We start from the raw sequence: 15,100 nt of genomic DNA, 5'->3' as shown, positions 1-15,100 counted from the left end.
ATGCCTCTTCTCGAAGCCCGCAAGCAGTATAAGCCCTTCGAATATCCGTGGGCGTTCGAATATTGGAAGCGCCAGCAGCAAATCCACTGGATGCCGGAGGAAGTGCCGCTCGGTGAGGATTGCCGCGACTGGGCGCAAAAGCTCGAGCAGACCGAGCGCAACCTTTTGACGCAGATCTTCCGCTTCTTCACCCAGGCCGATGTCGAGGTGCAAGATTGCTACCACGACAAATACGGCCGCGTGTTCAAGCCGACCGAGATCAAGATGATGCTGACGGCGTTCAGCAACATGGAGACGGTGCACATCGCGGCTTACTCGCACCTGCTCGACACGATCGGCATGCCGGAGAGCGAGTACAGCGCCTTCCTCCAGTACAAGGAGATGAAGGACAAGCACGATTACCTGTCGACCTTCGGCGTCGACACCGATGAGGACATCGCCAAGACGCTCGCCATGTTCGGCGGCTTCACCGAGGGGCTGCAGCTATTCGCGTCGTTCGCGATGCTGATGAACTTCCCGCGCTTCAACAAGATGAAGGGCATGGGCCAGATCGTCAGCTGGTCGGTCCGCGACGAGAGCCTTCACTGCGAAGGCATCATCAAGCTGTTCCACACCTTCGTGAAGGAACGCGATTGCCTGACCAAGTCGGTCAAGAACGACATCCGCGACATCTGCCACAACACCGTCGCGCTCGAGGATGCGTTCATCGACCTCGCGTTCGAGATGGGGCCGATCAACGGCATGAGCCCCAAGGAGATCAAGAAGTACATCCGCTACATCGCCGACTGGCGCATGGGGCAGCTGGGCTTCTCGCCGATCTTCATGGTCGACGAGCATCCGCTCCCCTGGCTCGCGCCGCTCCTCAACGGGGTCGAGCACGCCAACTTCTTCGAAACCCGCGCGACCGAATATTCGAAGGCCGCGACCCGCGGCGACTGGAACACCGTGTGGGACAATTTCGACCGCCGCCAGAAGGCCAAGGCCGCGAACGCCAACGAAGGCGCGGCGGCTGAGGCGGAAGCGTCAGGCGAAGGCGATATGTTCAGCGCGGCGGGAGTCGCGGCGGAGTAACAGTGACTGATCTTAGGCAAGATAACGCATACGATCCTCGCGTTGTAGCAAACGCGATCATCAGCCGTGCCTTAGATGAACGCCATCCTGTCACTCATATCGCGCTGCAGAAGCTTCTCTATTTCGCGCATGGGCTGTTTTTGCTGCGGCATCGGCGTCCGTTGGTGTCAGGTTACTTCGAAGCCTGGACCTACGGGCCCGTTCATCCTGCGGTGTACGCATCCTTCAAGAAAAGTGGCAGCGGCCCTATCGACTCCTTGGCCCGTAGAAAGGACTTGAGGACTGGCGAATTACAAAACCTTCCCGAGCTTAAAGACGATGAGGCGCGACGGGTCATCAAACAAACCTTGAATTCATACGGCGACCTAACGGCGGGCCAGCTCGTACGCTTGTCCCACGCCCGGGATGGGCCGTGGCATGTCGTCAGCAAAGCAGCACAGTCTCAAAACACAATCGGGTTGAGAATTTCGAACGAATTGATCGCGGAAAGATTCCAATTTCACAAATTGTCCACGTGCAACCTATTCGACGTTGGAGAACCAAGTGAAGATACGCCCCTTGCCCATCACGGACTTGGCTAGAGTTGCGACTTTGGAGCCCTCGGAGCGGCTCCACGCATTGAAGCAAGTGAAGTCCGGCGGCGGTTCCGGTAGCTATGAACCCACCCGCCGTAAATTGCCGGATATCGTCAATCGCCACCCCGGTGCGTTCGCATCAAAACGAACGGCTTGGCAGCAAATCGAAGACGACCTCTCTCGGCTCTCGAAAACACCGCACGAAGAGCGCATGAACAAAACGGCCTCGCGAGCGATCCATCAATACTGCGTCGATAACGAGGTTGAAGCGCGCGAACTTGAAGGGTTCCCGCTTTCCTTCCCTATCGGCGTAAAGCTTCGATGTTGGTCCCCCGCCCTGTTCCTATACAAGGATCGGATGGCGGTTCCGTTCTTCGATATGCGTCGGACCTATAAGCTGACCCGAGAGGGACGCCGTTTCATGTTCAGCGTAATGCATATCGCACTACGCGAGAACAACCCGGATTATCACCAAGTCGAACACGAAATTTTGCATCTGTCCGACACATCAGACCGGGCCATCCGGATCATCTCTGAGAAGGGAATGCGGCTGTTCGGCTATGATGAACTCGAAGTGATGGTGCGAGAGACGTATCATCTCTGGCGTTCGGTGCTCGAAGAGCGTCGGCATTCAGCGACGCGGCCCGAAGATGATTGGGACGAAGGGCTATTCGGAACAGTAAGTCGCTAGCGCCAGCAATTCGTGGTGTCAGAGAAGCATGCTCAGGCCTCTTTTAGAAAAGCAGAATCTCTACTGGTCCGTGACGACCGTAATCGCCACTTTGATCGGTCTCGCATTTCGATCAGACGGCCTTCGAGATTTCGCTGGCAATGTGCTGAACGTTTATCTGGAGGCGGGCCTTCTCGCGTTCGGTATTGCTCTCGTGTCGATGATTTCTGGTTGGTTGCTCTTCCCGCTGATGATCCGAGAAATTGACCGATCGCGTAGCGAAGGCAGGGTAGAGAACGACAACGGCAACGGCAACGGCATCGATGTCTACGTCCTAATCTACACCATTATCGCAGCCGTTCTTGTGTTTGGGGAAATGTGGAGAAGATAAATTTCCGCACGTTGAGACCCAAATCCTAACACCACGGCCTTCGCCCGCCCGCATACTGCCGCGCGACGCCGTCGCGGATCATCGCCTCGCCGACATCCTCGCCATTGACCGCGACATTGCGCAGCAGCCGCCCATAGGTATCACGGTCGCGGTCGATGCTGGTCATCGTTACCGCGCCGCTGTTGAGCAGATCGTGCAGCTTGGTCGTCGCTTCATTGCCGAGCTGTGCCTCGTAATCGCAGCGCGACGGGTGCGTTTCGGGCGCGTCGATGCCCGCGATCCGCACCTTTGCCTCGCCGATATAGAAAGTGTCGCCGTCGACCACGCAATTGGTCCCGCCGCCCGCGTAGCAATAGCCGAACGCCGCCTGCATCGCTTCCGCTTGTCCCGCGCTGGTCGAGGGGCCTTCCACCGCCCGCGCCGACCATTCGGCGTCCGCCGGATCGGCCTTGGCCTTGGGCACGGCCTGGACCGCATTCCATTCGATGTCCGAATAGGGATTGCTCGCGGGCGCTGACCATCGCTGCCAACCGAGCCCGCCGAGCAGGCCGAGCGAAATCGCGCCGAGCACCGCGAGCGGCAGCACGCCGGTCGTCTTCGGGCGCGCGCCATCGTATCCGTCGATGACGGTCCACTGACTGCGCCGGTCAGGTTTCCAGTGCCTGCTCACGCGCCACAGGCTACGCCTGCGGGGTTACGACCCGGTTAGCGCCAATAGTCGTCGCGCTCGGCGCCGTCGAAACCGGCCCGAGTGCATGCAGCATTTCTTGAAATCTCTTCCCCGACCCGCACGGGCAAGGGTCGTTCCGGCCGAGTTTCTCGACCAGCTCCTTCTCGCCGCCGCGCACGAAGCGCAGGCCGCGCTTAACGTTGGTCTCGCTCGGGAAGCCCTTACGCCGCTTGGACGTCCGCTCGAAAGCAGGGCAGGTCGGCGTGTTTGTCTGTCGTCATCGTTCCTCTCCTTCAGATATTGATGAGGCGGAGCCGAAGCTCCGCCCCACCTTCAGCACCAGACCGTGGGCGTCGCCTCGATCGGCTTCGCCACGATCTGCCACCGGTCGCGGTACAGGACTGTACCGGCATGGTCGGCCCAGACCTTCCGGACCGGAATGCCGGTTTCGCGCAGCAATGACGCAAGAACGAACGCGTGTGCGATCATCTCGCGCGCTTCCGCGACGAACCAGCAGATGCCGTCGGGATACCAGCGTCCGCGCGACTTGACGCAGAACGCATCCTTGCGCGGCGACGGGACCGGGAGGTTCGTCTCGAACCACTGGATCTCGTGCCAGATGGCATCCTGCAGGACCGCCGGAACCCGCGGGTCCCACGCAGCCTGATAGGCCGGGCCGAACGGCCCGCAGTCTGCCTGGACGCGGCGCAAGCGTCGCGCCGGCGTGATGAAACGCACGTAGTTCATGACATACCCCCCGGCGCTTGCCCGCGCCGGCATCGATTTAGCTTGTTGTGATGCCCGGCCTCAGTTGGGCTGGGCTATGATCAGGTCAGCGACCTGGATGCCTCATCAGAGGCGCAAAGCGACATTTGAACATTCTCGCACCTCTCGTTGGGGTTGAAGGGTTGGCGCAGATAGTTTCGCCACCGTCATTTGTCAAAACGGGATAGTTAGCGCTGATTTCATTTGAAATGTCCCCCTGTGACGGGTCATTACCAGCAAAGTCGCATGATCGCTCTATTCCTCATGCTCGCCGCCCAAGCCGCGGCCCCCGCGCCGGACGCTGCGCCTGCCCCGACGACGGCACCAACGCCGCCGCCGACCAAGGTCTGCCGCCAGGCACCTGGCAGCGACACCGTCGAGTGCAAGGCGATCCCGCAGCAGCAGCTCGGCTATCGCCTCCCGAGATATGGCCCCGCCGCGCCGCGGGCGACTAATGGCAAAGGCGTAAAGGTTGGCGCGCAGGCGACCAATCGCGGCCCAACCCGCCGCAACCGCAAGATGGCGACGGTGGGCATTCCCTTCTAATTCGACTTACTTTGCGTCGCCGACGCTCACGCCGATCTTGATCCCGCGCTCCTTACGGCGGCGCTCCTCGGCCTGCTTGTAGAGCCGGTATTCGTCCTCATGCGTCCGGATCGCGTCGCGCCAGTCGCCGCCGCTCGCGGCGAGCGCGGCGGCCTTGGCCGCGGCCAGCGCCATGCCGACCAGCGGGATCACCCCGTCCTTGCACGCATCGGGCCCGACACAGGCATTGCCGGTCGACGCGGTCGCGTCTGCCGGCGGCTTGGGCGGAAGCGCATTCGCGGCGCGATCGGCCTCGAGCACGTTACGGTCGATCCTGAAACGGTCGTCGCCGCGCTTGCCGCACACCAGGATGTCTTTGCCATTGGCGGCCTTGCACGGGTCGGTGGCCGACGAGACGATCGCGGGCGTGCCGCTGCGCGGTTCCGCCGGTTCAGCGGCGCCCGCGGCTGCGGCGAAAAGTAATGCGGCGATCATCGCTGCACGGTCTGCGACAATAAGCGGATGTGGTCAAAGCCCCTTCGACCAACGGTGCTGAATGCATCGGCTGATTTCGCTGTCCTACAGCGGCCGGTCTGTGGCTTATCCTCAGCGATGCCCGCTGCTCCTCAGGCCCGGAGACTCTCGCGCGCGTTAGGGCGTGTACTTCGTATACTTCGTAGGATTTCGCGTGCCGCCCTCGCGCACGCACGCGTAGGCTTGTGAACTTTGGGACTTTTCGCGCCGTTACTGGCCGAACAGATGCCCGACGTCGATCACGATGGCGCTGATGCCGAGCGCGAAAAAGACGATGCCAACGATCGCCAGCCGGATCTCCCACTCGCGCGATTCCCACCAGGCATTGCGCGACAGCTGCTGGGCGATGGCGACTTGCGCGGGCTCGCGCCGGATTCGCGACGGGCGCGCCGGCTGCTGAAGCTCCACGGTTTTCTTGTTGAACGTCTTACTCATGACGTGGGTGTTTCTACGGCGAAGTGGTTGACGTCCGGTTTATGGCGCGAACACGTCGCGCGGGCGGTTTATGGCGCGAACACGTCGCGCGGGCCGGCAAGCTGGTAGAACAGGACGCCGAGGCCGACGCAGCAGACCGCGACCAGCGCCAGGCCGGCGGTCGCGCCTTGCGGCCAGCGCGGCTTGGCTTGCGCTTTCGCCTCGCGGGCATGCGCGAGCGCCAGTTCTTCCTCGGGGTTCCAATGCTTCATCGCGCGTGTCGTCTAGCCGACACGTGGTTTCCGGAAGGTTAGCGGGCGCCTGCGGCCCTCTTGCGCCGCTTGGGCTTGGCCAGAAGCTCCGCTTCGGCCTTGCGCCGGACGCGGTCGAGCACCTCACCGGTATGGTCGAGCATCGACGGGTTGCAGCGCCAGTGGGTGAGGCACATCTGCTCGAGCTCGTCGGCCTTCGCATCGACCGCCATCGGCTCGATCTTGGGCGCTAGGTCGTGTCCGCTCGGCAGGTCGAAGCGCAGCGGCCGGCGGCAGCGGCGGCAATCTTCGCCGTCGCGCGAGCGGAGCGTGGCAATGCGCCGCCGCTCCTTCTCCTTGCGGCTGATCCACAGTGAGCTGATGCCCGTCATCCCCCGCCCTCTAAGCCCCAGAGCTTACGCTCTTCTTACCCTATTTCGCGATTTTGGGCTTTGCGCTTATCGTCGCGCAACCGACGCAGCCTTCAGGGGATCAAGGCATGTTGATCGCGCTTCTGGTTCCGCTGGCGCTCGCCGGCCTTGCCTATCTCGTCATTCTCGGCCGCGCCGTCATCAAAGCGCGGGCCTGGCCGATGCCGGAAACAATCGCGCTCGGCGCCATCACCAACTTCTTCGACACGCTGGGGATCGGATCTTTCGCGCCGACCATGGCCTGGTTCAAGTTCCGCCGCCTGGTCCCGGACCGCTTGATCCCCTGCACGATGCTCGTCGGGCATACGCTGCCGACGCTCGCCCAGGCCTTGATCTTCCTCGTGCTGCTTGGCGTACTGGTAGACCCGTTCTTGCTCATCGGCTGTGTGATCGCGGTGCTGATGGGCGCTCTCTTCGGCGTTCCCCTGGTGGTGCGGTCGCGGGTGTGGGTGGTGCAAATGGTGGTCGGAGTCGCGCTGCTGGTCGCGGCGGCCTTCTACATCCTGACCAACCTCCAGCTGATGCCGGGCGGCGGTACCGCCGGCTCGCTTCCCGTGACATTGATGATCATCGCCATCGTCGCCAATTTCCTGTTCGGCGTCCTCCTCAACTTCGGGGTCGGCAATTACGCCCCGTCGCTAGCCATGTTCAGCCTGATGGGCATGGACCCGCGCCTCGCCTTCCCGATCATGGCCGGTGGCGCGGCGCTTGCCGCGGCCGGAGCAGGCGCACGGCACATCAGCGTTGGCGAGATCAACCTCAAGGTCGCGCTCGGCCTCGCAATCGGCGGCATTCCGGCGGTCCTGATCGCCGCCTTCCTGGTCAAAAGCATGCCGGTAGAGATGCTGCGCTGGCTGGTAGCGCTGGTGGTGGTCTACGCCGGTGCGGTTGTCCTGCGCGCGGCGATCAGTGAGCGCGGGCGGGAGCCGAGCGAGGCGGCCATCGCGGCCGAATCAGTTTGACGGCGCCGGGACCGTTGCCGTCGCCGCGAGGTCGGCCGGCGGCGGCTGCTGCTTTGCCGCATCCGCTTTCGCCTTGGCTGCAGCTGCCGCATCCGCCTGCTCGGCTTCGCGGCGGTGCTTGGCCGCGACGTAAAGCTGGTATTCGGTCGGGTGCGGATCGGTGATGAACATGCTGCCGATCTCTTTGCCCTGGGCAACCCGCTTGGCCATTTCGGCCGCGGTCAGCGCGGCGCCAATGAGGTTGATGGTTGGCCCGCCGCGGCATCCCATGGGCCCGACGGTGGCGCAATCGTTGTGGACGAAATTCTCGGGCCGCTTGCGCTTGCTCCCCCGATACTGGCGCTTGGCCTCGAGCACGTCGGGATCAAGCCGGTAGCCGCTTGGTTTTTGCGCGCAGATGACGATCTCACCTTCGCGTTGCTGGCGGTCTTCGCAAGCAGGGGCTGGGGGAGCTTGGGGTGACGGCGCTGCTGCCGGCGCCGCCTTCGGCGCGGGCGGGCCGGCGAGATCGCCAGCGAGGAGCAACAAGGTGAGGCCAAACGCGCTCATCGGTTAGCGATGTGCCTCAGGACAGATGAACCGGCAATGTCGGCTAGTGGTGGAATTCCCTTTCCGCCTCCTGCATCCAGCCCTTGGGGGCATAGCCTCGCTCCGCCTTCTCGGCAGACTTGGCCCGCGGCGGTGGTTGGTTTCCGGGGAAGGCGATCAGGACCGTCGCGACGACCAGGATCGCCAGCACGGCCATCAGCGCGACGAACGGCACCATGTGCACCGGGAAGCGGGTCGCTTCGTGCTGGTTCTCGGGGTTTGGTGCTCGCGACCTGCGCGCCGTGCGTCGCCTCGCCAGCGCCGTCAGATAATCGCCGGGGCGGGTCCAATCATGGCCCGCCCGTGGACTCGCTACCCTCTCGTCGTCCATCGCGCCCGAACTGGGCGCGAGGACCCGCGATTGCAACTAGGCCGGCTTCACCACGAAGTGGGCGAAGGTCTTGCTGCCGCACTTCACGTCGACCGTGTCGATCGCCGCACTGTTGGGGATTGTCGCTTTCAGATCCCACCAGCCGTCGGCCATCGAAGCGCCTGTGTTGTTGACCGTAATCGACGGCCACAATTCAACGGTCGACCCGGCGACCTTCGGCTCGCCGAGAACGGCCATGTAACGCCCGTCCGAGCGGTAGAGCTTGCCGGTGACGGTGATGTTCCCGTCCTTGCCGCGCTTGGCCGCCCAGCCTTTGCTTTCCGCGTCCTTGAAGAAGCAATATTTCGGCTTCTCCTTCTTCGGCGCGGGCGCAGGCTGGTTGGTCGTCTGGTCACCACCCTGCCCGCACGCGGCAAGGCTCGCCGCGCCGAGCAGCAGCACCGTCTTTCGCATTGCTCTTCCCTCCCCCCGCAAACAGGTCAGCCGATCGGATCGCCGCTCTGCTCTTGCTCAAACAGGTCAGCAACGACGTCGCCATTCGCGGACAGGCGCACCTTGTCGCCTTCGACTTCCGCGACAAGCCCCCGCGGGACGTAGTGGTGATGCTCCTCGTGGCCCATGCCGCTGTCGGGGCGGGTGAGCTTGATGCGGTTGTCCTCGACCCGGTCGACCGTGCCCAGATGCACGCCGTCCGCGCCGATCACTTCCATATGCTCGCGAATGTCTTCGAAGCCGCTCATAACCATCTCCTGCTGCGGTTTGTCGGGCCCATAACACATTATGCGGCGGAGCGGTTGCCGCCTTAACCATTTGACCTTAGGCCCGCCGCCTTATGGCCGATATCCGCACCGCTCCCGCCGTCCCCACACACTCTGCAATCCGCCGCGAGGATCATCGCCCGCCCGACTGGCTGGTGCCCGAGATTCAACTCGACTTCGACCTGGGCATCGAACGGACCATCGTCCGCAGCGTGCTCCAGGTTGAGCGGAACGAAAACACGGAAAGCGGCGTGTCCTTGCGACTGAATGGTGACGGCCTCGTCCCGCTTCACGTCCGTTCCCGAGGTGACGACGAAACCTCCTGGCATATGGACGGCAGCGACCTGGTCATCACGGATCTGCCGCTAGATTCGCACACGATTGAGATTGAGGTCGAGATCAATCCCGAAGCCAATACCAAGCTGATGGGCCTCTATGCCTCGAACGGTATGCTGTGCACACAGTGCGAAGCGGAGGGTTTCCGTCGCATCACCTTCTTCCCCGACCGGCCGGATGTGCTGTCCAAATATCATGTGCGGATGGAAGGGGATGCCAAGGCATTCCCGATCCTGCTGTCAAACGGCAATCGGACTGCAGAGGGCCAGGGCGAGAACGGGCGGCACTGGGCTGAATGGCACGACCCCTTCCCCAAGCCCTGTTACCTGTTCGCGCTCGTTGCCGGGGACCTGAAGCCCAACCGCGACAGCTTCACGACGATGAGCGGGCGCAAGGTCGACCTCGCCATCTGGGTCCGCGAAGCCGACTTGCCAAAAACCGCACACGCGATGGAAAGCCTCAAGCTGTCCATGGCCTGGGACGAAAAGGTCTACGGGCGCGAATATGACCTCGACCAGTTCAACATCGTCGCCGTCAGCGATTTCAACATGGGCGCGATGGAGAACAAGAGCCTCAACATCTTCAACTCGGCCTATGTGCTCGCCGACCAGGAAACCGCGACGGACGCCGACTTCGACAATATCGCGCGTGTCGTCGCCCACGAATATTTCCACAATTGGTCCGGCGACCGCGTCACCTGCCGCGACTGGTTCCAGCTCAGCCTCAAGGAAGGCTTCACCGTGTTCCGCGACCAAAGCTTTTCGGCCGATGTCGGAAGCCCGCCGGTCAAGCGGATCGAGGATGTGCGCATCCTTCGCGCCGTCCAGTTTCCAGAAGACCAGGGACCGCTGGCCCATCCGGTCCGGCCCGACAGCTACATCGAGATTTCGAACTTCTACACGGCGACCGTCTACAACAAGGGTGCGGAGCTCATCCGCATGTTCCACACCGTGCTTGGACCCGAGAAGTTCCGAGCGGGCACAGACCTTTACTTCGAGCGCCACGACGGCGAAGCGGCCACCTGCGACCAGTTCGTGAAGGCGCTCGAGGACGCCAGCGGCGTCGACCTGTCGACGTTCAAGATCTGGTACAGCCAGGCCGGGACGCCAAAGGTCAAGGCGCGGCTGGAGCATGATGCCGCCGCGAGGACAGCCACGCTCCACCTCGAGCAGCATGTCGACCCGACGCCCGGCCAACCGGTCAAGAAGCCGATGCCGATCCCGCTCAGGACGTCGTTGATCGGAAGCGAGAGCGGCGCAGAAATTTGCCCCGAGCGGCTCATTGTTTTGGACGAGGCCACGCAGAGCGTGACCTTCGAAAACGTCACCGAAACGCCTTTGCTATCGATCAATCGCGAGTTTTCCGCGCCGATCATCATGAGCGCCGAACGGGCGCCGGACGAACTCGAGCGGCTCGCCCAAACCGACACCGATCCCTTTGCGCGCTACGAAGCGATGCAGGAACTGATGATGTGCGCGCTGATCGCCGGTGCGAGAGGCGAGGAGGTCGATGCGGAGCCGGTGATCCGCGCCATAGGATCAACGCTCCAGTCCAACTCGCTCGATCCCGCGTTCAAGGCCGAGGCGATCCTGCTGCCCAGCGAAAGCGTGATTGCGGACCGGATGGACATCGTCGATCCCGATGCGATCCATGAGTCTCGCGAGAATCTCCGCCGCGCTATCGCCTCGGCCTTGGGCGACCAATTGCTTGCTGCGCATCGTAGCGACGGGGCCGCTGGGCATGACCTGTCGCCGACCGCGAAGGGCGTCCGGCGTCTTCGTACGATCGCACTCGGCATGTTAGGCGCGGCGGATGAAGCCAAGGCGGCCCACCTCGCGAAGGCCCAGTTCGATGCGGCCGACAACATGACCGATCGTCAGGGCGGGCTCGGCGTGCTCGTTTCGCTCGACGCCCCGGAGCGGCAGGAAGCGCTTGATGCATTTTATGAGCGCTTCCACGACGATCCGCTTGTGCTCGACAAGTGGTTTGCGCTGCAGGCCTCGGCGCAGCGGAAGGACACCGTCGACCAGGTGTTGAAGCTCGTCGCGCACCCGGATTTCGCCATGACCAATCCAAACCGCCTGCGCTCGCTGGCGGGCACGTTCGGCGGCAATCACTGGGCGTTTCATTCAGCCGACGGGCGCGGCTACAAGTTCCTTACCGACATGATCATCGCGGCGGACGAGATCAATCCGCAGGTCGCGGCGCGGCTCGTGCCGCCGCTCGGCCGCTGGCGCCGATTCGAGCCCAAGCGCGCGCAGATGATGCGCGAAGAGCTGGAACGGATTGTCGGCACGCCCGGCCTGTCGAAGGACGTGTTCGAGCAGGTCAGCAAGTCACTGGCTTAGAGCGTTAGCCGCCGATCCATTTCGCGACTTCGGCGGCGACCTGATTCGCGGCGCTGTTCAGGGCCGGGCCGACGCTGGGGCCCGTTCCATCCGAGGGGACGCTTGCGGTGAAACGGCGAGCCTCGACCCGGCTGCCGCCTGCGGTGGAGAGCGATGCATCGTACACCACCACCGCCTGGCCGGATGCGGCGTCATAGCCAAAGCGCTGAAGCTCGCCCGTCACGACTAGGCCCGGGTCAAATGACGGTTGCGCCGGGTCAAGGACGACGCGGTTGGTGGTCCGCCGAACCGTCTCTTCAAGCAGGTCCTGGAACAGCTTGTCGGGCGTGTCGACCCACTGAAGGTTGGTCACATATTGGATGTCTGTAGCGTTGAGCTGGACCGGAACGCGTACCGTCCGCAGCTCTTTGGGAACAGTTGGCGTGCCGATCGTTACCGCCTGTCCCGCATTGACGGCGCGGGCCACGGGTCCGGGGTCAGGCGCCTGAGCAGTCAGGGTCTGCAAGGTTGCAGGCGGCTTTCCGCCACCGCCAAGCAGGCCGCCGAGCGAGCAACCGCCGAGCGCGGCAGCAGCGGCCGCCGTCGCGAACATCCTGATGAGCAGCTTCATTGGCGTTTCCCTGGCTTGTAGTCGGGCAGCTTGTCGGGCCCGAGGGCGCCGCCAATTCCCTGCTGATTTACTCGGTTCGACACGTCTTGAAGCGACTGTGAAAGCTGGCGAAGGTCGCGGACCAGCTTGTTCGCTTCAGGTAGTGTCGACTTGCTGAAGTTTTGGACTCCGGGCCGTGCGTCGGAGATGATCGCGTCAAGATTGTCCGCCGCCTGGCGCGCCGAGACGATCGCCTTGTTGAGATTCTCCATCGCCGGCTTACCCTGATCATTGACCAGGCGGTTGGTGCTGTCGCTGAGCGCCGCAACGTTGTTCGCGGCGATCGCGGCATTGTGCGACGCCAACCTTATCTCCTTGATCGTGTCGCCAAGCTCCGGCGCACGCTCGCGGATGACCTTGGTCGTCACATCGATGTTTTCGAGAATGTCGGCGATCGCATTCTGGTTCTTGTCGCTGAGCAGCTCGGTCAGGCGCTCGGTCAGGCGTTGGATGCGGTCGATCAGCTCCGGCGCGCTGTTGAGAAGAGCACCGAGGCCCCCCGACGTCGCGGGTAAGACCGGGCATCCCTGCGGGCCCAGCTGCGTGATTGGCGGCGAACCGCGGACCGCTCCGTCGAGCTGGATTTCGCTGACGCCGGTGAAGCCGACACCCTTGATCTGCGCGCTAGTGCCCTGGAGCACCGGCGTCTCCTCCTGGACCTCGATCCGCACCCAAACGAATTCTGGCCGGCTTGGCAGCAGCGAAATCTTCTGCACCTGGCCGACCGGCACGCCCGAGAAGGTGACGTTGGAACCCTTGTTCAAACCGCCAACCGCTTGAGCGAAATAGATGTCGAAGCATTTGGTTTGCTTGTTCGAGAGACCCGCAAGCCAAACGATGAACAGCAGTACGCCCGCCAACAGCGCGACGGTCACTGCGCCCACCATGATGTAGTTGGACCGGGTTTCCATCAGGCAACTACCTCGTGCTCATAGCTCGCAGCAGCAGCTCGCCCCCGCGGCCCGTTGAAATACTCTTGTATCCAAGGATGATCCAAAGCCAATAGCTCGGGGATCGTACCCACACCCAGGACCCTCTTATCCGCCAGCACCGCGATGCGGTCGCAAATGGCGTGAAGCGTGTCGAGATCGTGCGTAATCAGGAAAACGGTAAGGCCGAGCCGCTTCTGCAGCGACAGGATCAATTCGTCGAACGCCGCGGCCGCAATCGGGTCGAGGCCCGCGGTCGGCTCGTCGAGGAATAGCAGCTCCGGATCGAGCGCGAGAGCGCGCGCAAGGCCCGCGCGCTTGACCATGCCCCCCGAAAGTTCCGACGGATACTTGGGGCCGGCGTTGGCCGGAAGACCGCCCATGGCAATCTTATAGGACGCGATCTCGTCGAGCAGGTCTTCCTTGATGTAGGGAAAATACTCGCGGATCGGCACCTCGACATTTTCCGCGACGGTCAGGGTCGAGAACAAAGCGCCATTCTGAAACAGGATGCCCCAGCGGCGGCGGATGTTCTTCGCTTCATCCTCATCGCGGTCGATCATGTTCTCGCCGAGAACTTCAATCTCGCCCGCTTCCGGGGTTTGAAGACCGATGATCGAGCGAAGCAGCACCGACTTGCCAGTGCCCGAGCCACCGACGACGCCAAGAATTTCTCCACGGCGGACGGTCAGGTCGAGATTGTCGTGGATAAGCTGCTCGCCGAAGGCATTGCGAAGCCCGCGGACGGTGATCACCGGATCGTTGTCGTCGCCCGTCGACATCACACCCAGCCGATCGAGCTGAAGAAGACCGCGAACACGGCGTCGAGGACGATGACCATGAAGATCGACTGGACCACGGCAGTCGTCGTTTTGGATCCGACCTGTTCGCTGTCGCCCTGGACCAGCATGCCCTGGAAACAGCCGGCCAGCGCGATGATGAATCCGAACACGGGCGCCTTGATGAGCGCGATCCACAAGTCGGTGAGCGGCGTTACTTCCTGGAGGCGCTGGATGTATGTCAGCGGCGGGATCTGGAGATCGAGCCAGACGAACAGGCCACCGCCGAGAAGCGACGTCAGGATCGCCCAAAAGGCGAGCAGCGGCATCATCAGGATCGCCGCCATCATGCGCGGAAGCACGAGCGCTTCGATCGGCGACACGCCGATGGTGCGCATGGCGTCGATTTCTTCGGTGATCTTCATGGTTCCGATCTGCGCCGCGAAGGCCGAGCCCGACCGACCCGCGACCATGATCGCGGTCATCAGCACGCCAAGCTCGCGCACGGTAATCCGGCCGATGAGGTTGATCGTGTAAATCTCGGCGCCGAACTGGGCGAGCTGGACCGCGCCCTGCTGGGCAATGACGATCCCGATGAGGAAGCTCATCAGGCCGATGATGCCGAGCGCCCGAACGCCGACCACATCGAAGCGGGTGACGACGGCGTTGAGGCGGAAGCGGCGCGCCGGCCGGCGAATCACATTGGCGAAGCCGATCAGCACTGCCCCGAAGAAGCCGAGCAACCCGACGAGCGTCGTCCCCATCTCGGAGACCCACTCCCCAAGCTCGGTGAGCATCCGGAAGAAGCCAGGCTTTTCGTCAGGGTGGACCTGGGCGGGCTCGTCGAACTCGCCGACCTGCTTCAACAGGCTGACTTCGTCGCGGCTGGCACCAATGACCTGCGCCTTGCGGTCGCGAACGGTGCGATAGACGATCCAGGCGCCGACCGTGTCCATGCGGTCGATCTCGGACAGATCAATGGTCAGGGGGTCTGGCAAGGAATCGATTTCGCGCTGCGTCGTTGCCGCGCGCGTGATCGTCAGCGCACCCGCCACCCGGTAAACCGAGCCGTGCCCCCCGTGGTCTTGGTGCCCCTCTGTCTGGTCCTGGTCGGCCATCCGAG

The 15,100-nt window shown here is 63.0% G+C and carries 22 protein-coding genes; 7 read left to right on the top strand and 15 right to left on the bottom strand.

All coding sequences use genetic code 11. The annotated features are described in order from the left end of the window. Genes AC4K8G_RS10135 through AC4K8G_RS10120 form a run of 4 tightly spaced genes read left to right on the top strand, consistent with a single transcriptional unit; the run spans window position 1 to window position 2,707 of the window. Window positions 1-1,071, top strand: coding sequence for a ribonucleotide-diphosphate reductase subunit beta (locus tag AC4K8G_RS10135; protein WP_491734026.1), 1,071 nt, complete (start codon window positions 1-3; stop codon window positions 1,069-1,071). A gap of 2 nt (window positions 1,072-1,073) precedes the next feature. Then, window positions 1,074-1,652: a type VI toxin-antitoxin system SocA family antitoxin gene (gene socA / locus AC4K8G_RS10130; protein ID WP_491734025.1), complete on the top strand. Its 579-nt coding sequence runs from the start codon at window positions 1,074-1,076 to the stop codon at window positions 1,650-1,652. A 37-nt stretch (window positions 1,653-1,689) separates the two neighbouring features. Further along, window positions 1,690-2,337, top strand: a complete 648-nt coding sequence (locus AC4K8G_RS10125; protein ID WP_491734024.1) for a hypothetical protein — start codon at window positions 1,690-1,692, stop codon at window positions 2,335-2,337. 28 nt (window positions 2,338-2,365) lie between these two features. Next, window positions 2,366-2,707, top strand: a complete 342-nt coding sequence (locus AC4K8G_RS10120) for a hypothetical protein (protein WP_491734023.1) — start codon at window positions 2,366-2,368, stop codon at window positions 2,705-2,707. Between the two features lie 25 nt (window positions 2,708-2,732). Here the strand turns inward: AC4K8G_RS10120 and AC4K8G_RS10115 are convergent, their stop codons facing one another. From AC4K8G_RS10115 to AC4K8G_RS10105, 3 genes are all read right to left on the bottom strand, one after another. Continuing rightward, complete coding sequence (locus AC4K8G_RS10115) at window positions 2,733-3,377, bottom strand: thermonuclease family protein (protein WP_491734022.1); 645 nt, start codon at window positions 3,375-3,377, stop codon at window positions 2,733-2,735. 10 nt (window positions 3,378-3,387) lie between these two features. Continuing rightward, window positions 3,388-3,555, bottom strand: a complete 168-nt coding sequence (locus AC4K8G_RS10110; RefSeq protein WP_491734021.1) for an SEC-C metal-binding domain-containing protein — start codon at window positions 3,553-3,555, stop codon at window positions 3,388-3,390. Between the two features lie 155 nt (window positions 3,556-3,710). Further along, on the bottom strand, window positions 3,711-4,124 hold the full coding sequence (locus AC4K8G_RS10105) for a hypothetical protein (protein ID WP_491734020.1): 414 nt from the start codon (window positions 4,122-4,124) through the stop codon (window positions 3,711-3,713). Window positions 4,125-4,388: 264 nt separating this feature from the next. On the opposite strand from AC4K8G_RS10105, the gene AC4K8G_RS10100 reads away from it, so the two are divergent. Continuing rightward, a complete protein-coding gene (locus AC4K8G_RS10100; RefSeq protein WP_491734019.1) occupies window positions 4,389-4,688 on the top strand; it encodes a hypothetical protein in 300 nt (99 codons plus the stop codon). Between the two features lie 6 nt (window positions 4,689-4,694). On the opposite strand, the gene AC4K8G_RS10095 is transcribed toward AC4K8G_RS10100, so the two are convergent. From AC4K8G_RS10095 to AC4K8G_RS10080, 4 genes are all read right to left on the bottom strand, one after another. Continuing rightward, window positions 4,695-5,162, bottom strand: a complete 468-nt coding sequence (locus AC4K8G_RS10095; protein ID WP_491734018.1) for a hypothetical protein — start codon at window positions 5,160-5,162, stop codon at window positions 4,695-4,697. A 249-nt stretch (window positions 5,163-5,411) separates the two neighbouring features. Beyond that, window positions 5,412-5,636: a hypothetical protein gene (locus AC4K8G_RS10090; protein WP_491734017.1), complete on the bottom strand. Its 225-nt coding sequence runs from the start codon at window positions 5,634-5,636 to the stop codon at window positions 5,412-5,414. Between the two features lie 68 nt (window positions 5,637-5,704). Beyond that, entirely contained in the window at window positions 5,705-5,887 is a 183-nt protein-coding gene (locus AC4K8G_RS10085) for a hypothetical protein (RefSeq protein WP_491734016.1), read from the bottom strand. A 38-nt stretch (window positions 5,888-5,925) separates the two neighbouring features. Then, window positions 5,926-6,258: a hypothetical protein gene (locus tag AC4K8G_RS10080; protein WP_491734015.1), complete on the bottom strand. Its 333-nt coding sequence runs from the start codon at window positions 6,256-6,258 to the stop codon at window positions 5,926-5,928. 107 nt (window positions 6,259-6,365) lie between these two features. On the opposite strand from AC4K8G_RS10080, the gene AC4K8G_RS10075 reads away from it, so the two are divergent. Continuing rightward, on the top strand, window positions 6,366-7,259 hold the full coding sequence (locus tag AC4K8G_RS10075; RefSeq protein WP_491734014.1) for a TSUP family transporter: 894 nt from the start codon (window positions 6,366-6,368) through the stop codon (window positions 7,257-7,259). On the opposite strand, the gene AC4K8G_RS10070 is transcribed toward AC4K8G_RS10075, so the two are convergent. From AC4K8G_RS10070 to AC4K8G_RS10055, 4 genes are read right to left on the bottom strand one after another with little or no spacing between them, the layout of a single operon-like run. Next, on the bottom strand, window positions 7,251-7,808 hold the full coding sequence (locus tag AC4K8G_RS10070) for a hypothetical protein (protein WP_491734013.1): 558 nt from the start codon (window positions 7,806-7,808) through the stop codon (window positions 7,251-7,253). The genes AC4K8G_RS10075 and AC4K8G_RS10070 overlap by 9 nt on opposite strands. A gap of 43 nt (window positions 7,809-7,851) precedes the next feature. Next, the gene (locus tag AC4K8G_RS10065) at window positions 7,852-8,178 is read right to left on the bottom strand and encodes a hypothetical protein (RefSeq protein ID WP_491734012.1); all 327 of its coding nucleotides are present in this window, start codon (window positions 8,176-8,178) and stop codon (window positions 7,852-7,854) included. Window positions 8,179-8,214: 36 nt separating this feature from the next. Further along, entirely contained in the window at window positions 8,215-8,631 is a 417-nt protein-coding gene (locus AC4K8G_RS10060) for a hypothetical protein (protein ID WP_491734011.1), read from the bottom strand. Between the two features lie 26 nt (window positions 8,632-8,657). Then, window positions 8,658-8,918, bottom strand: coding sequence for a DUF2171 domain-containing protein (locus AC4K8G_RS10055; protein ID WP_491734010.1), 261 nt, complete (start codon window positions 8,916-8,918; stop codon window positions 8,658-8,660). Window positions 8,919-9,010: 92 nt separating this feature from the next. Between AC4K8G_RS10055 and pepN the strand changes: the two genes are divergently transcribed. After that, entirely contained in the window at window positions 9,011-11,620 is a 2,610-nt protein-coding gene (pepN, locus tag AC4K8G_RS10050) for an aminopeptidase N (RefSeq protein WP_491734009.1), read from the top strand. 4 nt (window positions 11,621-11,624) lie between these two features. Here pepN and AC4K8G_RS10045 read toward each other — a convergent pair whose 3' ends face one another. Genes AC4K8G_RS10045 through AC4K8G_RS10030 form a run of 4 tightly spaced genes read right to left on the bottom strand, consistent with a single transcriptional unit; the run spans window position 11,625 to window position 15,095 of the window. Then, complete coding sequence (locus AC4K8G_RS10045) at window positions 11,625-12,230, bottom strand: ABC-type transport auxiliary lipoprotein family protein (RefSeq protein ID WP_491734008.1); 606 nt, start codon at window positions 12,228-12,230, stop codon at window positions 11,625-11,627. Beyond that, complete coding sequence (locus AC4K8G_RS10040; RefSeq protein ID WP_491734007.1) at window positions 12,227-13,180, bottom strand: MlaD family protein; 954 nt, start codon at window positions 13,178-13,180, stop codon at window positions 12,227-12,229. Before AC4K8G_RS10040 ends, AC4K8G_RS10045 begins: the two co-directional genes overlap by 4 nt. After that, window positions 13,180-13,980 carry an ABC transporter ATP-binding protein gene (locus AC4K8G_RS10035; RefSeq protein ID WP_491734006.1) on the bottom strand — a complete coding sequence of 267 codons (801 nt, stop codon included), beginning with the start codon at window positions 13,978-13,980 and terminating at the stop codon, window positions 13,180-13,182. The genes AC4K8G_RS10040 and AC4K8G_RS10035 overlap by 1 nt, the downstream gene beginning before the upstream one ends. Further along, window positions 13,980-15,095: an MlaE family ABC transporter permease gene (locus tag AC4K8G_RS10030; protein ID WP_491734005.1), complete on the bottom strand. Its 1,116-nt coding sequence runs from the start codon at window positions 15,093-15,095 to the stop codon at window positions 13,980-13,982. Before AC4K8G_RS10030 ends, AC4K8G_RS10035 begins: the two co-directional genes overlap by 1 nt. Between the last annotated feature and the right edge of the window lie 5 nt (window positions 15,096-15,100).

This window comes from Sphingomonas sp. SP3 (genome assembly GCF_058514305.1).
This window is presented reverse-complemented; position numbering and strand designations above follow the sequence as displayed.